Annotated in this window: 14 protein-coding genes; 11 read left to right on the top strand and 3 right to left on the bottom strand. The window is 33.4% G+C overall.

Going from position 1 to position 15,253, the window contains the following annotated elements; genetic code table 11:
* Position 1 precedes the first annotated feature (1 nt).
* From LF20184_RS06140 to LF20184_RS13145, 4 genes are all read left to right on the top strand, one after another.
* Positions 2-778 carry a PTS mannose/fructose/sorbose/N-acetylgalactosamine transporter subunit IIC gene (locus tag LF20184_RS06140; protein WP_010019616.1) on the top strand — a complete coding sequence of 259 codons (777 nt, stop codon included), beginning with the start codon at positions 2-4 and terminating at the stop codon, positions 776-778.
* Positions 759-1,511: a PTS system mannose/fructose/sorbose family transporter subunit IID gene (locus tag LF20184_RS06145; protein ID WP_010019618.1), complete on the top strand. Its 753-nt coding sequence runs from the start codon at positions 759-761 to the stop codon at positions 1,509-1,511. Before LF20184_RS06140 ends, LF20184_RS06145 begins: the two co-directional genes overlap by 20 nt.
* A 96-nt stretch (positions 1,512-1,607) precedes the next feature.
* Complete coding sequence (locus LF20184_RS06150; RefSeq protein ID WP_056945204.1) at positions 1,608-2,606, top strand: SIS domain-containing protein; 999 nt, start codon at positions 1,608-1,610, stop codon at positions 2,604-2,606.
* Positions 2,607-2,766: 160 nt separating this feature from the next.
* The gene (locus tag LF20184_RS13145) at positions 2,767-2,898 is read left to right on the top strand and encodes a helix-turn-helix domain-containing protein (RefSeq protein WP_081454100.1); all 132 of its coding nucleotides are present in this window, start codon (positions 2,767-2,769) and stop codon (positions 2,896-2,898) included.
* A 349-nt stretch (positions 2,899-3,247) separates the two neighbouring features.
* On the opposite strand, the gene LF20184_RS06160 is transcribed toward LF20184_RS13145, so the two are convergent.
* Together LF20184_RS06160 and LF20184_RS06165 are read right to left on the bottom strand one after the other, a co-directional pair.
* Positions 3,248-3,709: a hypothetical protein gene (locus LF20184_RS06160; protein WP_010019623.1), complete on the bottom strand. Its 462-nt coding sequence runs from the start codon at positions 3,707-3,709 to the stop codon at positions 3,248-3,250.
* Between the two features lie 97 nt (positions 3,710-3,806).
* Positions 3,807-4,562 carry a MurR/RpiR family transcriptional regulator gene (locus LF20184_RS06165; RefSeq protein ID WP_010019624.1) on the bottom strand — a complete coding sequence of 252 codons (756 nt, stop codon included), beginning with the start codon at positions 4,560-4,562 and terminating at the stop codon, positions 3,807-3,809.
* Positions 4,563-4,720: 158 nt separating this feature from the next.
* On the opposite strand from LF20184_RS06165, the gene LF20184_RS06170 reads away from it, so the two are divergent.
* The 6 genes from LF20184_RS06170 to LF20184_RS06195 all read left to right on the top strand — a co-directional run bounded on the left by LF20184_RS06170 (position 4,721) and on the right by LF20184_RS06195 (position 13,903).
* Positions 4,721-6,052 (top strand): family 4 glycosyl hydrolase, encoded by a 1,332-nt coding sequence (locus LF20184_RS06170; protein WP_010019625.1) that lies wholly within the window; start codon positions 4,721-4,723, stop codon positions 6,050-6,052.
* Between the two features lie 20 nt (positions 6,053-6,072).
* Positions 6,073-8,187: an alpha-glucoside-specific PTS transporter subunit IIBC gene (locus tag LF20184_RS06175; RefSeq protein WP_010019626.1), complete on the top strand. Its 2,115-nt coding sequence runs from the start codon at positions 6,073-6,075 to the stop codon at positions 8,185-8,187.
* Positions 8,188-8,375: 188 nt separating this feature from the next.
* Complete coding sequence (locus LF20184_RS06180) at positions 8,376-9,995, top strand: PTS transporter subunit EIIC (RefSeq protein WP_056945205.1); 1,620 nt, start codon at positions 8,376-8,378, stop codon at positions 9,993-9,995.
* 16 nt (positions 9,996-10,011) lie between these two features.
* Positions 10,012-11,391, top strand: a complete 1,380-nt coding sequence (locus tag LF20184_RS06185; RefSeq protein ID WP_056945206.1) for a 6-phospho-alpha-glucosidase — start codon at positions 10,012-10,014, stop codon at positions 11,389-11,391.
* Between the two features lie 75 nt (positions 11,392-11,466).
* Positions 11,467-12,369 (top strand): phosphogluconate dehydrogenase (NAD(+)-dependent, decarboxylating), encoded by a 903-nt coding sequence (gene gnd, locus LF20184_RS06190; RefSeq protein ID WP_010019629.1) that lies wholly within the window; start codon positions 11,467-11,469, stop codon positions 12,367-12,369.
* 19 nt (positions 12,370-12,388) lie between these two features.
* Complete coding sequence (locus tag LF20184_RS06195) at positions 12,389-13,903, top strand: gluconokinase (protein WP_056945207.1); 1,515 nt, start codon at positions 12,389-12,391, stop codon at positions 13,901-13,903.
* On the opposite strand, the gene LF20184_RS06200 is transcribed toward LF20184_RS06195, so the two are convergent.
* On the bottom strand, positions 13,904-14,629 hold the full coding sequence (locus LF20184_RS06200; protein WP_010019635.1) for a MurR/RpiR family transcriptional regulator: 726 nt from the start codon (positions 14,627-14,629) through the stop codon (positions 13,904-13,906).
* Positions 14,630-14,708: 79 nt separating this feature from the next.
* On the opposite strand from LF20184_RS06200, the gene LF20184_RS06205 reads away from it, so the two are divergent.
* Complete coding sequence (locus LF20184_RS06205; RefSeq protein ID WP_056945208.1) at positions 14,709-15,200, top strand: PTS sugar transporter subunit IIA; 492 nt, start codon at positions 14,709-14,711, stop codon at positions 15,198-15,200.
* Positions 15,201-15,253: the final 53 nt, after the last annotated feature.

Consider the following 15,253-nt stretch of genomic DNA (forward strand, 5'->3'; position numbering starts at 1 on the left):
CATGCAGACCTTTCTAATATTTTTAGTTGCCATCTTTGGTTATGCCGAATACTTTTTATTTGGTAGAGGCCAAACCTATCGCCCAATTGTCATGTGTGCGGTAACTGGATTAGCGCTAGGAGATCTTAAAGCTGGTGTTATCATTGGTGCTCAAATGGAACTAGCATTTATTGGTGTTCAAGAAATTGGACTTTCAACACCACAAGATATGGTTTCAGCAAGTATTATTGGTACAGCAATTGCAATTAGAACTAATGGTAGTTTTTCTACTGCTATCGCATTTGGTCTACCGGTTTCGATGTTGGTATTATTCGTTCAAAATCTTGTTTATATTCTTATATCTCCATTATTTGTAAATAAATGTGAAGATATAGCGGGAACAGGTGAAACCAAGAAATTTAGTAGATGGGCTTTCTGGGGCGGAACTCTACTTCATTTTGGACCATCTATTATTTTAGTAACAGTAACATTTGTATTAGGTAATTATTTTGCAAAAACAATCATGAGCTTTATTCCAAAATTTGTTCAAGACGGACTAGTAATTGCCAGTGGTATATTACCTGCCTTTGGTTTCGCAATGTTGCTAGAAATGATTATGAAGAAAGATGTTTTCCCATTCTTCTTTGTTGGTTTTCTAATGGCAGCATACTTAAAAATTCCAATTATTGGTATTGCATTCTTTGGTGTAGTAATTGTTGCAATCATGTACTTCCGTGACGAACAAAATAAAAATAATCAAAAAGAAGAGGTGTCAACTGATGAAGATGATGACTTCTAGCAATTTGAAGAAAAAAGATTTTGTTAAAGCATTCTGGAGAACATTTTCGATGGGAGCATCTTGGGAATTTAGTAAGCAGTTGGGAGTTGGATATGCGTATGCTATGACTCCTTTACTGGAAAAGATTTTTAAAGATAAACCTGAAAAGCTTAAGGAATCACTCAAAAGAAATACTGAATTCTTCAATGTTTCTAATTTCTGTTCCTCGTCCATTATGGGAATTACAGCTTCTATGGAAGAAAAATATGCTACAGACGACGATTTTGATCCAACGACCATTAGTAGTATAAAGGCCAGTCTGATGGGGCCTTTATCAGCGATTGGCGATTCGCTGATGATGTCTACTTGGAGAATCATTTGTACAAGTATTGCCGCAGCGTTTGCTTTAAAAGGTAATATATTAGGCCCCATATTATTTATCTTAGCTTACAACATCCCCACTACTTTAATTAGATGGTACGGGTTGAAATACGGTTATACGATGGGGGTCAGCTTCTTCGATAAATTGAGTTCTAGCGATATTATCGGCAAGCTATCACATTACTCGTCAATACTAGGGATGATTGTTATTGGTGCAATGACATCTAGTTATGTCGTAATGAAAACGCCTATTTCTTTTGGTAAAGGTGGAGCAAAATTATCATTACAAACTGATGTCTTTAATCAAATCGTACCTGGCTTGTTACCACTTTTGGCAACATATATTATGTACAAACTACTTAAAAAGGTGTAAGTGTCGGTTGGATTATTTTAGGTACATTTGTCGTAGGTGTGATTTGTTCATATTTCCATTTGTTAAGTGCATAAAAAATACTAAGGAGAGTTTACAATGTTTGATGAAAAAAAATTAGTTTCAGAAATTTTAGGTAGAAATAAGAATATTACAGATGTCTTTTTTGCAGCATGTGGCGGATCACTAAATGATTTATTCCCAGTACATTACTTTATTGAAAGCGAAAGTAAAAAGTTACATTCAATGTGTAAACCTGCAAGAGAATTAGTACTAATCGATTCACCAAGATGGAATGAAAATAGTATTACCTTCGTTCTAAGTCATAGTGGAAACACTCCTGAAGCGATTGAGGCAGCCAAAGTTGCAAAAAAGAATGGTTCATTCGTAATTGCAATCACTAATGACAAGAATTCAAAGATTGATGACTCATCACTATACGATGATTTGATTGTTTATGATTGGGGAACGTCAGTAAGTCATAAAGATGTTCCAATGGGAATTGAATTCAGAATTGTTAACGAATTCCTACACCAAACTGAAGAAGATTATGCTAAATATGATGATATGTTAGATGGCTTCGACCAAATTGATTCAATTATTGAAAATGCTAAGAATATCCAAAAAGATAGTGCAGCTAAATTTGCTCAAAAATATAGAAAGCAACCATTCCTATACATTTTAGGATCAGGTGCTTCGACTTCTCAAGCCTATGGATTTGCAATCTGTTCATTAATGGAAATGCAGTGGATGGATTGTGCATACATTAATTCAGCAGAATTTTTCCATGGTCCATTCGAAGTTCTACAAGATGACAAAGTGTTTATTCAATGTATTAATGCCGGAAAGACAAGAGTACTGGATGAAAGATCTAGAGATTTCATTGAAAAGTATCATGGGCAACTTGAAGTTATTGATGCAAATAAATTTGGAATGGATAAAATCAAAGACACCGTAGTTGATTACTTCAATCCATTTGTATTCTATGAAATGGGTGTATTGTATCGTGATGAATTGAGCGAAAAACGTGGACATCAAACAGATTTCCGTCAATACATGGGTAAAGTCGACTATTCATACAAATCAGATGTTGAATAACTTTAAAATCGAAAAAATTAAGGGCACTAAGCTAAGTATTAAAATACTTAACTAGTGTTCTTTTTATATGGTTAAAGGCAATTGATTGAGAACACAAAATACTATGTATAATGGGCTATATAGTAGTCACAGATGGTAGCCACTATCTTTTTGAGGAAAAATGGATAAGAAAATTAGATTACTCAATAGTTTTGGTATTACAAATAATGAGGCAAAAGTTTATATCACACTTCTGCAGATGGACGCATCTACTGGATATAAAATAAGTAAATCCTCCGGAATACCACGATAAAAGATGTACAATTTATTGTCTCCACTAGAGGAAAAGGGATTAATCTTATAATCAGCGGATGAGACACCTTTATACAAATCTCTTCCAGTTAGTGAATTGATTAATAAATTAAAGAACGACAGTAAAGAAAATATTGATACCCAAGATAATTTACTGAAAAGTCTCGAATCTATTTCCAAACCCGAATCTATTTGGTTAATGGATTCTTATGATCAAGTATTTGATACGGTACTATATCAAATAGAAAATGCAAAAAATGTTTAGACTTATAATTAAAAAACAACTACCTATAAATTAATTTCTTAGGAATGCCAACGTCCTGAATTATAAATTATAAGTAGTTGTCTTTTTATTTTATAACCATTCTTAATAGTAAGATAAAGCATATTAAATACAATAAAGTAGATAAGAAAAGTGTTGTTAAATTCTTTTTAATTATTTTCCCCTCACTATTCTTTAAGACAAAGAACGTTGATATAAAGGTAATGAAAGAAAAAATATTTCCAATCAGTAATTGACATATTCCTAACAAAAGAAAGACTTTATTATCATAGTGTTGTTTATTGATATTACTATTCATCCAAAGTATATAACCTACCAAAAGGTTTAATAAAATAACAACAAACATGATAGAAGTGTATGGATTGGATTTAAGGAGACTTTCAAAATTAATATTCTTGGAAAGCTTGAGAACGAGTATATAAATTCCATATACAAATGATGAGAACAATAAAACTAAATAATTTATTGTATATATTTTACTTGAATTCCAAACTAGTGTTTTTTTTACATTACTTACTAATTTATTCATTCTTATACATCTCCTTCGAAGAATTCTATATAAATATTGTAAGTGATAGTGTGGTTATATCAATATTAAAACTCTAATTTGAAACATCTTTCATAATTTATTTGGAATACGTATCCATATAATATCTAAAAAGTGCATCTGCAACTAATTCTAATGGAGAAAAATAGTTATATTCTGTTCCAGGTACATCAGAAATATTTAGATTTGTATTGCTGTAATACAGATTATACGTAGCACTCGATGATAGAGTATTATTCGAAAGAGGTGTTATAGAAATGTAGGGTACATTCTTAAGCCTTATTTTTTTTAAACTTTTTACAAGGTTCTTATTTTCTCCACTGAAGGAAATAATAAATAAAAGATCGTTTTCCGTTATATCGTTTAATACCCATAACAGTTCTGTATAAGATGGAATTAGAAATAGTGGTTTATCATACGCTAAAAAATTTCTTGCTAATAATTCCGCTGCTCTTTTTTCTCCCCATCCAGTACCATACACATAAACTCTATTAGCATCATGTATCGCGGTAACCAGAGGACGAAGGTTTGTTTGTTTCATTAATTTAAGAGTGTCGTTCATATCATTTACTAAGATTTCCATGTGATTAGGAGCGATATCTTTTGATTTTTCAACATCATTTTTTAAAAAATATTTAAATTCCGTAAATCCATTAAAATTTAATTTTTTCGCCAGTCTTGTTAACCCTGCAGGAGAAGTATAAACGAAATCGCTTATTTCTTTTGAATTTAAACTTCCAATTATATTTTTGTTTTTTAGAATGATGGAAAGCGCATCCATGTCATTCTCAGTCAATCGATCAGAATATTTATTTATAAGTTCTTCAGTTCTCATAAACTGAACCCCCTTTAATATGAAATATGTTTCAGAAATTGAAAGAAGAATCATTCGCTTGAAAAGAAACCGATTCCATTAAAATATAATTAAATTCATCAAATACATTATATACTGGAGCCATCATAAAAATAAAACATATTTATGGGAGGTTCTTTATGAAAAAAGAAAATTTACACGTAACAATTGCAGGAGGAGGTAGTACATATACTCCTGGAATAACACAAGCTGTTTTAAATAACTTAGACCGATTCCCTATGACTAAACTAACTTTGTATGATATTGATGAAGAAAGAAATGAAGACATGTTATTAATTATCGATTACATGTTAAAAACAACTGGACATGATGATATTGAACTAAACGCAACCCTGAATCCAAAGGAGGCATTTACAGGATGTGATTTTGTATTCTCTCAAATCCGTGTTGGTGGAATGGAAATGCGCGAAAAAGATGAAAAAATACCATTAAAATATGGATTGGTTGGTCAAGAAACTTGTGGTGTTGGTGGATTCTCGTATGGATTAAGATCTATTAAAGGTTTATTAGGAGTGGTTGGGTTTGTACAAGAATATGCTCCCGATGCATGGATTTTAAATTATACAAATCCGGAGACCTTAATTGCCGAATCAATTAGAAGAGCATATCCAAAAGCAAAAATGATAAATGCATGTGATATGACTATCTCTATTGAAGAAACTATGGCACGTAATTTTGGGTACGACCGAAAAAATTGGATCTGTCAATATTATGGACTAAACCATTTTGGATGGTATACAGAAATTTATGATAAAGAATTAGAACGCGATGTTATGCCTGAGTTAATTGAAAAGTTGAAAAAAAAGCCGATGAAGATTGCATCCTTTAATAAAGGCGATCAGTCATGGCAAGATGCATGGAATAAACTCTCAAAAATTTTGAACCTATTTCCAGATTATCTTCCTAACAATTACTTAGAATACTATTTCTTCCCAGATATTGTAGTCGAAGAGACGGATCCTAATTATACAAGAGCAAACATGGTTATGGATGGAAGATTAAAGCATACAAAAGATATGGCAAACGAAATTAGAAATAATGAGGATGGAAATATTTTAGATTTTGATTTTGGTGAGCATGGTCAATATATTGTTGACATGGCTACATCAATTTTGAATGACAGTCATGATAGATTCATGTTGATTTTGCCAAACCATGGAGCTATCCCTAATTTAAGGGATGATGCTGCTGTCGAAATTCCAGCTTATGTAGGTCGTAAGGGTGCAGAACCAATTTCAATGCGTCATAATATTCCAGACTTCCATAAGGGATTAATGGAAGCACAAAATGCCGCAGAAAAGCTATTAGTTGATGGATATTTTGAAGGATCATACCAAAAGGTACTGCAAGCATTTACTTTGAATCAAACGGTTCCTTCTGCTGACAAAGCAAAACTAGCACTCGATGATTTGATAATCGCAAATAAAAATTATTGGCCAGAACTGCATTAATTCAATGGAGGTATAGGAATATGATGGCTAAGTTTCAGCGCTTTGGTGGCGCAATGTTTACACCCGTTGTATTTTTTGTATTTTCTGGAATAATTGTAGGGCTGACGGCAGTTTTCACCAATCCAGCTATTATGGGAGATTTAGCTAAAGAAGGGACTGCCTGGTATACTATTTGGAAAATCATTGATTCCGGTGGGTGGACTGTTTTTAACAATATGGAGGTGCTTTTTGTTATTGGTTTACCGTTAGGGTTAGCAAATAAGGCAAAAGAAAGAGCATCTTTAGAAGCATTTGTAGTATATATGACTTTTAATTATTTTGTAAATCAAATTTTACAGATGTTTGGAAAAAATGTTGGAGTTAATATTAACTCGGATTCAGCAACAAGTGGTTTGAAAATGATTGCTGGTGTTAAGACATTAGATACCGGTGTTATCGGAGCTATTCTAATTGCTGGAATTGTTGTATGGCTTCACAATAGATACTTTGACGTAAGACTTCCTGATTGGCTTGGTGTCTTTCAAGGATCTGCATTTGTTGCCATGATTGGATTTTTCCTGATGATTCCCGTTGCTGCGCTTTTTGTTTGGGTATGGCCCGTACTACAACATGGAATTCTACAAATGCAATATTTCATGGTTAAATCAGGTAATTTTGGTGTATTTACGTATATCTTCCTAGAGAAAGCTTTATTACCATTAGGTTTGCATCACTTTATTTATGCTCCATTCCAATATGGCCCCGCTGTAATTGAAGGTGGCACAACATTATATTGGGTAAAACATATCAGTCAATTTGCAGCATCAACAAAGCCTCTAATTCAATTATTCCCAGAAGGTGGCTTTGCTATGCAAGGTATGAGTAACATCTTTGGCATTCCGGGTATTGCGTTAGCATTTTACTCAACTGCAATACCAAAGAATAGAAAGAAATTACTTGCCCTAATCGTACCTGGTGTTCTTACCGCTGCGTTTGCTGGCATTACAGAACCATTTGATTATACGTTCTTATTTATTGCTCCAGCATTATTCTTCGTGCATGCATTCTTGGCAGCATCATTAGCTACAACAATGTATGCCTTCGGTGTTACTGGTGATATGTCCGCCGGACTAATAGATATCGCAGCAAAAAATTACATCCCTATGTGGGCAAACCACTGGCAAACATATGCAATACAGTGGGCGATTGGTATCATTTTTATTGGAATCTATTTTGTAGTCTTTAGATTTTTAATACTTAAATTTGATTTCAAAACACCTGGTAGATCAGATGATGAAATGGTTAACATGTTTACAAAAGATGACTACAAAAAGAAAAAATCACATTCTCAGAATGATAATGAAAAGAGAAATCCATTTGAAGTTGCTGCAGGTGCATATATTAACCTGCTAGGTGGTGCTTCTAACATACAGTCAGTAAACAATTGTTTTACACGGCTCAGATTGACAATAAGTAATCCAGAATTGTTGGCAACCGATAATCAATTTATTGCTGTCGGAGCTAAAGGCGTTGTAAGAAATAAAAATGCTGTACAAGTTATCATTGGACCAGACGTAACAAATGTTCGAGAAGAGGTTGATAATTTAATTGAAAATGGAGGTTGGGAGGATTTCAATCCTTCTAAAATAGTATCCGACCAACAGGAAGAAAATTACTCCTCATACACAGCTACCGAAGCACAGCTTTTTGCGCCTGTTGACGGTCTGTTCATTGGATTAGATCAATTAAACGATGAAGTATTTTCAAAGAAAATGTTAGGTGATGGTTTTGCCATAAAACCAACAAATGGAAACATTTATTCCAGTGTTGAGGGTGTTGTTGAATCAATATTCCCTACAAAACATGCTATTGGCATAAAGAGTAATTGTGGAGCGGAAATACTACTTCATCTTGGTCTTGATACAGTTGAGTTGGAAGGTAAACCATTTAATATTCTAATAAAAGAAGGTGACCATATTACTGAAAAGACTAAAGTTGCAGAAATGGATATTGATTCAATTAAGAAAGCTGGTAAAGAACCTGATGTTATCAATGTAATAACTAATATGGATCAATACAAAATGAGCGCTATAAAGAAAGAAAATAATACGGAAATCAAACATGGAGATCCGTTAGTTGTTTTATACCAAAAATAAATAATAACAATATCAACCACAATTGATAAGATGCGATAGTTTCCAAGATTGGAAACTATTGTTTTTTTGTTTTGAAACACGTTTTAAGTGGGAGTAACACGTTATCAAATCGATGAAAACGCTTTCTAAAGGTGAAAACTACATTTATACTTATAATTGTTAAATCAAACAAAGGAGATGTTTCGGAAATGAAGGAAAAAGTTATGAACGGACTTCAACGCTTTTCTAAAGCAATGTTTATTCCTGTTCTTATTCTTCCTATCGCTGGTATTTTAATTGCGATTGGTAACATTTTTACAAACCAAAAACTATTAGAAGCTGTTCCATTCTTAAATAATCCAATAACAACTGGATTTGGAACAATTCTTTCAGGATCTTTAGTTTCAATCCTGACTAACTTAGGTGTTATCTTCTGTGTTGGACTTGCAGTAGGTTTGGCAAAGAAGAAGAAAGCTGAAGCAGGATTTACAGCTCTATTAGCTTTCTTAGTTTTTATTAACGCAATGAATAAATTTATGGAACTCAATAAAACATTGATTTCTGCAAAAGACCTTCAAGGAACTGGTCAAACGATGGTTCTTGGAGTTCAAATATTAGACATGGGTGTTTTTCTAGGAATTATTCTTGGAATAATAGTTGGAATCGTTCATAACCGCTTTATTGATACAGAATTCAAGAGCGCATTTCAGATTTATGGTGGTTCAAGATTCGTATTTATCGTAATCATTCCAGTTACAGTACTTTTAGCTATCTTATTAACATATATTTGGCCAATTATTCAAACTGGAATTTCAAGTATGGGTGGATTCATTAAACAAACAGGTAATTTTGGAATTTTTCTATATGGTTCATTAGAAAGATTATTGATACCTACAGGTTTACACCATTTAGTTTATACACCGTTCTTATATACATCCCTTGGTGGTACAGAACAAATTGCCGGTCATATTTATGAAGGTGCAAGAAATATCTATTATGCAGAAATGGCTGATCCAGCAATTCATTTACTATCAAAATCAGTAATTTGGGATGCACGAGGTATTTCAAAAATGTTTGGTTTGATTGGTGCATGTCTTGCAATGTACCATACAGCAAAACCAGAAAATAAAACTAGAGTTAAGGCTATCTTGATTCCTGCAGTAGTTACATCATTTTTAGCAGGTGTTACAGAACCAATTGAATTTTCATTTATGTTCTTGGCTCCGCTATTATTCGTAGTTCATGCAGGTTTGGCTGGATTAAGTATGGTTGTTTTAAACATATTAAACGTTCGTGCTATTGGACCAAATGGTTTCTTAGACTTCTTATTGTATAACGTTCCATTGGGTGTCGGGAAAACCCACTGGCCAATGTACATATTAGTTGGTATCGCATTCTTTTTCATTTATTATGTTGTTTTTAGAGCATTAATAACACTGTTGAATCTGAAAACAGTAGGTAGAGAAGACGATGCTAAAGATGTAAAACTTTATTCGAAGAAAGATTTTAAAGAAAAAGAAAAATCAAAGGCAACTGTTAAGGACGTTGGTAATACAGGAAATAATGCAGTACCTGCCGCACTGATTGTTAGTGCCCTTGGTGGTGAAGATAACATTGAAAGTGTCACAAATTGCTATACAAGACTTAGAACGGTTCTTAAAGATCCATCGGTTGTTAAAGAGGATGTTCTTAAAAATGAGACTGGAGCAAGTGGTCTGATAGTAAAAGGACAAAATGTTCAGGTAGTTTATGGGTTACAAGTAACGGCTGTCAGAAAAGCTGTAGATGCTGAATTAGGTATTTCGGATATGGATGCTGAATTAGAATAAGTGGAGGAAAAGAAAAATGAAAAAATTCTCAATTTTAATTGCTGGTGGTGGAAGTACATTTACACCAGGTATTGTAATGATGTTATTGGACAATTTAGATAGATTTCCAATCGATTCACTAAAACTTTACGATAATGATGAAGAAAGACAAGCTAAACTTGGTAGAGCTTTAGATATTGTGTTGAAAGAAAAAGCTCCAGAAATTAAATTTTCTTATACTATTGATCCTAAAGAAGCTTTTAAGAATGTCGACTTTGTATTTGCACATATTCGTTCCGGTAAGTATCGCATGCGTGAACTTGATGAAAAGATTCCACTACAACATCATGTAGTAGGTCAAGAAACATGTGGCCCTGGTGGAATTGCTTATGGTATGAGAAGTATTGGAGATATTATTGAATTGATCGACTATATGGAGGCGTATTCTCCAAATGCTTGGATGTTGAATTATTCAAATCCGGCATCCATTGTTGCTGAGGCATGCCGTCAATTAAGACCTGATTCAAGAATCTTAAATATTTGTGATATGCCAGTGGGAACACTAAGAAGAATGTCACAAATTGTTGGATTAACGCCAAATGATTTGGAGGTTAAATACTTCGGATTAAATCACTTTGGTTGGTGGACAAGCGTTAAGGACCACGATGGTCATGAATATTTACCAGAAATTAGAGATTATGTTGCGGAGCATGGATATTTAACAAAGGTTGAAGTAGATACACAACACATGGATGCTAGTTGGCAAGCTACTCATAAAAAAGCTAAAGATTTATTAGCAGTTGACCCTCGATTCTTACCAAATACGTATCTAAAATATTATCTATATCCTGATTATGTTGTCGAAGAATCAGATCCAAACTATACAAGAGCCAACGAAGTTATGGATGGAAGAGAGAAAAATGTTTTCTCAGCAGCAAAACGTATTGTTGATGCGGGAACTTCATCAGTAGGAGAATTTAACATTGATAGTCATGCTTCATTCATTGTGGACTTAGCAAGAGCAATTGCATACAACACTCACGAAAGAATGTTATTGATTGTTGAAAACAATGGTGCCATTGCAAACTTTGATGATGACGCTATGGTCGAGGTTCCATGTATCGTCGGTAATGATGGTCCAGAACCGCTATCTCAAGGAAATATTCCATTATTCCAACGTGGGATGATGTACGAACAAGTAACTGTTGAAAAATTAGCTGTACAAGCCTGGATTGAACACGATTATCAAAAATTATGGCAAGCCTTATCTCTATCTAAAACTGTTCCAAGTGCTCAAGTTGCTAAAGAATTGTTGGATGATTTAATTGAAGCCAACAAAGAATTCTGGCCAGAGTTGAAGAGACCAGATAAAAAGTATGGCTTGATTTCAGAAGTTGGGGAAGAAGAACCAGTATAGAACATTCATTTTATTAGGTAGGATTTTGTTGAAAATCTTACCTTTTTATTTTCAAAATTATTTGAGGAGAATATCATGCAAATATCTATGGTTGGCTTAGGCAAGATGGGATTAAATCTTGCGGAAAATATATTGGACAATGGTTATAAAGTGGCAGGATTTGACATTAATTCTGACGTTAGAGAAAAAGCGTCAAAAAAAGGAATCCATACATTTGACTCAATAGAGAGTTTAGTTGAAGAAATGGATCAAGAAAGTATTGTTTGGGTAATGCTTCCAGCAGGAAAAATTACAGACGATTCTGTCAATAAATTAAGTAATTTAATGCATGAAAATGATATTTTGATTGATGGCGGAAATTCTGCATATAAAGATTCCATCAGGCATAATGAATTGCTCAAGAAAAGAGGAATTATCTATTTTGATGTTGGAACTTCCGGAGGAACAAATGGCGCCAGAAACTGTGGGAATTTCATGATTGGTGGGGATAATAAAAAAGCATTTTCAAAAATTGAGCCAATTTTTGAAAAAATCTCTACTAAGAATGGATATCTATATACCGGCAAAGCTGGAAGTGGCCATTATCTAAAAATGATTCATAACGGTATTGAGTATGGAATGATGGAAGCAATCGCAGAAGGTTTTGATATTTTAGAACATAGCCAATTTGATTACGATAATGAGTCTGTGGCAAGGGTCTGGAGTAATGGTTCAGTAATAAGAGGCTGGTTGATGGAATTAGCTCAGTCAGCTTTCTCAAAAGATAGCGATTTAGAGAACATAAAAGGAATTATGCACTCTTCTGGAGAAGGAAGATGGACTGTTGACGAAGCTCTAGAATTAAAAGTACCAACTCCTGTAATAGCAACATCCTTAATGATGCGATATAGATCAATGGAAGACGACACATTTACAGGAAAAGTTGTCGCAGCTTTAAGAAATGAATTTGGTGGTCATCCAATCGATAAAATTGAATGATTGAAGAAAGGGATTATAAATGGATTATTTTATTGGCGTAGATATTGGAACAACAAGTACTAAAAGTGAAATATTTGATGCTAAAGGAAATCTAGTTGGAAAAAGTCAGAAGGTTTATAAAATATATCAAGACATCCCCGATATGGCTGAAGAGGACCCTAAAGATATCTTCAACGCTGTTTTGGCGACATTAAATCAAGTAATTCAGGCTGCCGCTATTAGTCCTAAATCAATCAAATTTATTTCCTTTTCTTCGGCAATGCACAGTTTATTATTAATGGATAAAAATAATGAACCACTATCTAGAATTTATACGTGGGCAGATAATAGAAGTGCTAAATCAATTGAAGATTTCAAAGATTCTAAAGAAGGATTTGATATTTATAAAAAAACTGGGGTTCCTATTCATGCAATGACACCTTGGTCAAAACTAATTTGGTTAAAAAAAACAAACCCAGCTTTATTTGATGCTACTGCAAGGTTTGTTGATATAAAAAGTTATTTATTTTTTAAATTTTTCGGTGAATATTCGGTAGACTATTCAATTGCTTCTGGTAGTGGTTTGTTGAATATTTCAACACTCGATTGGGATGATGAAATTTTAAAGCGGCTAGGTATAAATAGAAAACAGCTTCCCAAGCTTGTAGATACAAATACAATTTTTAAAAATTTAACAAATGAAGTAAAAAACAAATTGCTTGTGTCAAAAAATACTTCGTTCGTAATTGGTGCTGCAGATGGGCCACTATCCAACTTAGGGTTAGGAGCAATCAAAGATGGAGACATTGCAATAACTGTTGGAACTAGTGGAGCTATACGCAAGGTTGTTAATAAACCAATAATTGATCCAGATAGTAAGTTGTTTTGCTATTATCTTAGTCGAAATAAGTGGGTAATAGGCGGTGCAACAAATAATGGTGGAAATATATTCCAGTGGTTAAAGAATAATGTATTAAGTACTCCAAATAATCAATTTGATAGCAAACAAATTAACCGAATTGCCAATACTGTTTCTCCAGGTTCAAACGGTGTATTATTTTATCCCTATTTGAGCGGCGAGCGCGCCCCTACATGGAATACAAACGCTAAAGGCTCTTTCATTGGCTTAAATAGAACACATACAAATGCACATATGGCACGTTCCGCAATGGAGGGTACCATATATAACCTCTATTCAATATTACTAATGGTCGAAAGTCTTTCTGGGAGTGCTAAAAAAGTTATGGCGGCTGGAGGTTTTGCTAAATCAGAATTGTGGAAACATATCATGAGTGATGTGTTTGAGACGCCTATTATTGTTCCTGATAATTTTGAAAGTTCCTGTTTAGGTGCGGTATTGATTGGAATGGATGCAGTAAATATAGTTTCAAACAATTTTTACGACTCTGGAAATAATAAGGTAAGTACCTATGAGCCTAACAAGGAAAACTTTGAAGTTTATAGAAGACTGTATCCATTGTGGGTTCAAGTAGGGAATGTTCTAGAAGTTGAATACGATAAAATTACACAAATACAAAACGAAATCAACGGTTAACTATAACTGCTCGTAAATTCTAATTATTCTTTCAAATACAAACAAAACATTTGGGAAAAAATTATTAGAAAATTGATTATAATCATCAGATGGGTAATCGTCTTTACATACGATAGGTAGATCAGATAGATAATTAACGGTATTGTCATTGTTACCTGTTATACTAACAACTTCTATATTTTCATCAGAAGCCATTTTTATCTTATCTATTACTTGCCGTGTTTCTCCAGATTTGGATATGACAATAAGCGCTGAGATATTATTTAGGTTATTTTCAAAAACACCTATGGAGTCTCCACCAGTCGAGATGAGACATTTCTTGCCGAGCATTAACAGCTTTTTATAAATATATTCGGCAACTGTTGCTGAAAAACCAGTTGCATAAATATATATATAATTATCGTCTTTCTTATTTAGAATTTGTGCAAAGTTTTCCAAAATTGAGTTTGGGGTTTCCGATAAAATGGCTTGGGCTTCTGCAGAACGATCTACCTTATCTTTGGACTTATTTAAATATTCAGCTATTTTATAATGCATTTCCACAAAACCAGAATAACCTAACTTTTGTGCCAACCGCATCACGGTCGAAGTTGACGTGAAATTTGCCTTTGCAACGCCACGAACCCCCAAATTTAAAACTTTCGTATTATTTTCCATAAGAAAATCTAATACTTGCTGTTCATTATCAGTTAAATTATTTACACTTTTAAATTTAGAATATTTCAAAATAGTCACCTCATATGTATTTTACATGGATATGACAATCAATTAAAACAATAAAATTAATTAAAGAGAGGTAGTTCTAATGGGTCTATTTGGATTTGGAAAGAAGAAAACAATTTTTACTGCACCAGCCTCCGGTCAATTTCAATCTTTGGAAAATGTTGAAGATGAAGTTTTTTCTCAGAAATTAATGGGAGAAGGGTATGGAGTAATACCTGATAACAATAAAATTTATTCTCCAATTTCAGGTACCGTAAGTTCTATTTTTGAAACTAAACATGCACTAGGTATCACAACTGATGATGGACTTGAAGTGCTGGTACACATGGGACTAGATACCGTAGAGTTAAATGGTGAGCCTTTTAATATTATGGTAGAAAAAGGTGAGAAAGTAGATAAAAGTAGGCAATTGGCTGAAATGGATATAGATAACATAAAGAGCAAAGGTTATGGAACCGTGGTTCTAACAATAGTTACTAATGTTCAAGAGAAAGTTAAGGATTTAAAGTTTCTTACAAAGGAATCGGATAAAATTGAATCTGGTCATGAGATTTTAGAAATAAAAAATAATTAATCTAAACAAAAAAGTAAAAGTGACAAATTTGCATTATAAACAAATTTTGTCGC

The sequence above is a fragment of the Companilactobacillus farciminis KCTC 3681 = DSM 20184 genome, assembly GCF_002706745.1.
In the GTDB taxonomy this organism is placed as follows: domain Bacteria; phylum Bacillota; class Bacilli; order Lactobacillales; family Lactobacillaceae; genus Companilactobacillus; species Companilactobacillus farciminis.